Consider the following 4,322-nt stretch of genomic DNA (forward strand, 5'->3'; position numbering starts at 1 on the left):
AACTCCACCTTCAGCCCGACGGTCACCGTCAGCGTCAAGTAACACCACCCATCCGACGACGGCCCCCGGAAAACCGGGGGCCGTCGTCGTGTCGGGGACGCGGTGCGGCCGCTCGCCACCGCCTGCGCGTCCCGGCGCGACGTGGTCCACGTGAACGCGTTCGCGTAGCGAGCGGTGGCGGATTGCCTCGCGTCCACTGCGGTCACCGCGTCCTGGTCGATTCGCCCTCGCAGTGGGGATCCCGCAACTGACAACGGTCACGAACCTTCGGGCTCGTGACCATTGTCGTGTAGCGCTCAGACGACGTCGGTGATGGTGCCCGAGACGTCGGCGCGCACCTGCTTGCTGCTGCGTTCGCCCTCGACATTGATGAACATGGTCACGCTCGGGTCGAACGGGATGTTCCGCTTGATGATGACGCTCTGCACCTCGCCGCCCTGGATCGCGCTCATCGTCACCGCGCCGTCGACGGCCGCGGCGATGGCGCCCGTCTCGACCTCGTTCACGGAGAACAGGTTCTCGCCGAGCGCTTCGACATCGTCGCCGTAGTCGACGGGGCGCGACGGCCCGACCACGCCTGCGGTGTAGCTCCACTGGTTGAGCTCGGTCGGGGCGTTCGGGTCGATGGCCTGGACGGTGAGGACGCCGGAGATGATCGTCACCTCCACCACCTGCATCGGATCGGCGCCGACCTTTTCCGAGACCGCCGCGTAGGCCGCGTCGATGCCTTCGGCGGTGAACAGGTCGCCGCCCGCTGCGGCCTGGGTGATCTTCTCGGTGCCCGAGGTGACGACCTGCTCGGCCGCCTGGGCAGCGACGTCCCTGATCTCGGTGGCCTTCGAGCAGCCGCTCAGTGCGGAGATCGCAAGAACGGCTGTGGTGACGGCGATTCCGATGCGGGTCGCTTTCATGTCTTCCTCTCATGGTTTCCCGTCCCGACGGGTCCGGCCGGGATGCATGACAGAGCCTCTCGGCGCGAGCTCACTACCGATCACGACTTCGGGGCTTCTGCGGCACGTCGGCGGCGCACAGCCTTAACATTCGGTAGGCATCGAACATGGGACTGACGTGACCGACACCCCGAGAGAACCCCCGCATCATCCGGCGCCGCTCACGGGAATACGTGGCGCGAGAATCCGCGACTCAACGATCGCCTTCCTCGGCTACACCGCGCTGATGCTGGTCCTCGAGCGGCGGCTGCGCGGGACCGGCGGGCCGGGAATCATCCCGTTCGAGTTGGCGCGCACCGCTGCCCGCGCCGAAAGCATCATGACTCGTTGGGGTCCCCGAGGCCGGCGCGCGGCGCGGACGTCCCTGTGGCTGGACTTCGGCTACATGGCCACCTACGGCGTCTTCGTCGGCCTGCACGTCGACCGTGCGCGGCGGATGCTGGGCCACTCGCCGACACCGCTGCTGATGGTGGCGGGCGCCGTGGCGGGTGACGCCGTCGAAGGCCTGTCGCTCCTGAAGGTGTTGAGCGGCAGCCGGATTGCAGTCAACGCGCGCCGCGCCCACCTGGCGGCCTCGACCAAGTTCGCACTGCTGATTGCTGCGGGCGGCTATGTGGTCGCCGCGCGTGTGGGGGAGCGCCCCGGCGACGGCTCGGCCCCGGGCAGCACGGCCGGTTCTGCGCCGCCCCTGTCGGTCAGGGACGCAGCGCTCGCCGAGGTGTCCTCGCACCGGCGACTGCTGCGCACAGGCCGCGACGGCCGGCTACTCAGCGCTGCGATGTTGCCGCTGCTGGAACGTCGGCCACCGGCCGGCTACGGGGTGCTCACCACTACCGGCCGCCGAACCGGGATACCCCGGAGCAAATGCGTGCGGGTGATCCGGCGGGGTGACCGCGTATACCTGGTCGCGCTGCGGCCGCCGCACCTCGCTGTCAGCAGACCGGATGCGGTGCAGGCCTGGGTGCTCAACATGCGCGCCGATCCCAGGGTTCGACTGCGGATCGGCGACGGCACCTTCGGCGGCGTGGCCGCCGAGATCACCGACGAGCCGGACCTCGCCCGCGCCCGCGCGGCGATCTGCGACACCGTCTACCCGTTTGACTACGGGGAGTGCCTGTTGCACCTTCGCGGCATGCCCACGCGCAGCAAGATCCGGCGCCTGCACCGGTACTGGTTCGATACTGGGATCCCGGTGGCCATCCGGCTGAACTGACGCGCTACTCGGCGATCCGCCCGGCGTCGTCGGCGCGGCCGTGGTCGCGACGCTGCCGCAGCGCGGCGAGGCGTCCGGACAGCTGGGCGTCCCACACCCGCTCACCCGTGGCGAACGCTGTGAGCTCGGCCCGGTTGAGCGTCGCCCGACCGCCGGAGACGTCGCCGCGCGCGGCCTGCACGTCGGCCAGCAGCGCGTAGTACAGCGGCAGGAAGATGCGTGTCCCGTCGCGGGAATGGGTGGCGATCGCGTCGCGCATCTCCTCGGCGGTGTCCTCGCCCGCAGGCCCCAGCGCGCGGGCCCAGCCGCCGATGATCCGCGCCGTACCCGCCAGCTGATCGAACCCCCACCCGGTCAGCCGCTCGACCGTCGACTCGGCCTGTTCGGCGAGCCAGGCATGGCTGCCGCGGATCGCGTCGACCTGCAGCTGCGAGGTGAGTAGGATCGCCGCCCCGAAGGTGTCGTTGCGGCCCTCGGCCAGCTCCAGGCCGGTCGCCACGAGTGCTCGTGCCCGCTCCGGCTCACCGCGCAGTGCATGCGCCCACGCCGCGACGCCGTAACCGCGGACGTCGAAGGTGGCCATGTGACCGTGGCGGCGCCAGTCCACCGCCGGGAGTTCGTGCAGCAGCGTCTCGATGCGGTCGAGGCAGCCGTCGACGTCGCCCGCCGCGAAATCGGTCAGCCCGCGCAGGTAGTACCCGGCCGATCCGGCGACCGCGTCACCGGTGTCGGTGTACAGCTCGATCAGCCCGTCGGCCATCACCGCGCCCTCGCGGTACCGGCCCGCCCCGCAGGCCTCCAGGCAGCGCAGCGCCCGCTCGACGGCCACATGCCCGATCTGCGAACCGATCTCGTGGGACCGCCGCAACGCCGCGGACACCTCGGCCGAGGTCTGGCCCGTCACCACCGCCTCGGCCGACGCCAGCTGCAGCCACAGGTCGGCCTCCTGCCGCAGCCGGTCCGGACCGTCGGGCAGCCGCCCGCACACCTGAAGGCCGCGCCGGCTGAGCTCGGCCACCTCCCGGTAGGCCGACCGGCTCCATGCCGTGGTGGCGGCCCGCGCCAGCAGTGTCAGCGCGGCTTCAGCGTCCAGCCGGACCCCCGCCCGCCAGGCGTGGTCGGCTCCCGCGACGGCGTCCTCGTCGAGTGCGCCTGCGTCGGTGAGCAGCACCCGGGAGATGTCGGCGTGCAGCCGGCTGCGGTCGCCGGGGTCGAGGCGGCCGATGACGGCGTCCCGGACGATGCCGTGGCTGAAGCGGTAGCGGCCGGGCTGTTCGGGCACCACCACACCGGCGTTGACCGCCGCCGCCAGCCGGTCCTCCACGACGTCCGGCGCGACGCCGAGCACCGCGCCGACGCGGGTCGACGACACCTCGAGGCCCAGTACCGCCGCGGCGTTCAGTGCGCTCGCGGTGTCCGCCGGCAGCGCGGCCATCCGGCCTGCGATGACGCCGGTGACGGCGGGCGGGACGCCGTCGTCGGACAGCGCCGCGGTCACCCCGTCGAGCTGGCGGCGCTCCATCAGCAGCCGGGTGAGTTCGGTGAGGTACAACGGGTTTCCGCCGGTCCGCGCGACCAGCTGGTCGGCCACCGCGCCGGTGGGCGCAACGCCGCTCAGATGCTCGACCAGCTCGGCGGTGCGTTCGGCGTCGAGGCCGTGCAGCCACACCGAGCGCAGGTCGGCCCCGGCGAGCAGCCGCGACAGCTCGAGGCCAGGGCGTGCGGGATCGCCGTGCTGCCACGTGGCGAGCACCAGCAGCGGTAGCCGGGGGAGTGCGCCGGTGAGTACCGCGAGCGTGTCGCGGCTCAGCGGGTCGGCGAGGTGGACGTCGTCGAGGACCACGACGGTCGGCTCCCGCACCAGGGCGGCGACGGCTGCGGCCATCGCCTCGGCCATCCGGCGGTCGCCGTCGGCGGGCGGCGCGGCCTGATGGACCGGGGCGCCGGTGCGTCCGGCGAGCTCGCGCAGCACCTGGTTCCACGTCCATGACGGCGACAGGTCGGCCGCCGCCCGGTGCCCGATCCAGATCGTCGCCGCCCCCGAACTCTCCGCAGTGCGGGCGATCTCGGCGGCCAGGGCGGTCTTGCCGATGCCGCTCTCGCCGACGATCAGCGTGGCGCTGCCGTGCCCGTCGGCCGCCGCGGCCAGCTCGTCGCCC

General features: G+C 72.3%; 4 protein-coding genes. 1 reads left to right on the forward strand and 3 read right to left on the reverse strand.

Annotation, left to right across the window (positions count from 1 at the left end):
• Positions 1-206: hypothetical protein (locus tag Q2100_RS29970; protein ID WP_302916944.1), on the reverse strand; the 206-nt coding region annotated here is incomplete at its 3' end.
• A gap of 90 nt (positions 207-296) precedes the next feature.
• Entirely contained in the window at positions 297-911 is a 615-nt protein-coding gene (locus Q2100_RS29975; RefSeq protein WP_302916945.1) for a hypothetical protein, read from the reverse strand.
• A gap of 157 nt (positions 912-1,068) precedes the next feature.
• Between Q2100_RS29975 and Q2100_RS29980 the strand changes: the two genes are divergently transcribed.
• Entirely contained in the window at positions 1,069-2,163 is a 1,095-nt protein-coding gene (locus Q2100_RS29980) for a nitroreductase/quinone reductase family protein (RefSeq protein WP_302916946.1), read from the forward strand.
• A 4-nt stretch (positions 2,164-2,167) separates the two neighbouring features.
• On the opposite strand, the gene Q2100_RS29985 is transcribed toward Q2100_RS29980, so the two are convergent.
• Positions 2,168-4,322 (reverse strand): ATP-binding protein (locus tag Q2100_RS29985; protein ID WP_302916947.1); only part of this gene is annotated, 2,155 nt, incomplete at its 5' end.

The organism is Mycolicibacterium arseniciresistens (assembly GCF_030519285.1).
GTDB lineage: Bacteria > Actinomycetota > Actinomycetes > Mycobacteriales > Mycobacteriaceae > Mycobacterium > Mycobacterium arseniciresistens.

Bases quoted from the DNA above. Each gene is read 5' to 3' on its own strand.
- Q2100_RS29975 (WP_302916945.1), bottom strand. From the start codon at position 911: ATGAAAGCGACCCGCATCGGAATCGCCGTCACCACAGCCGTTCTTGCG.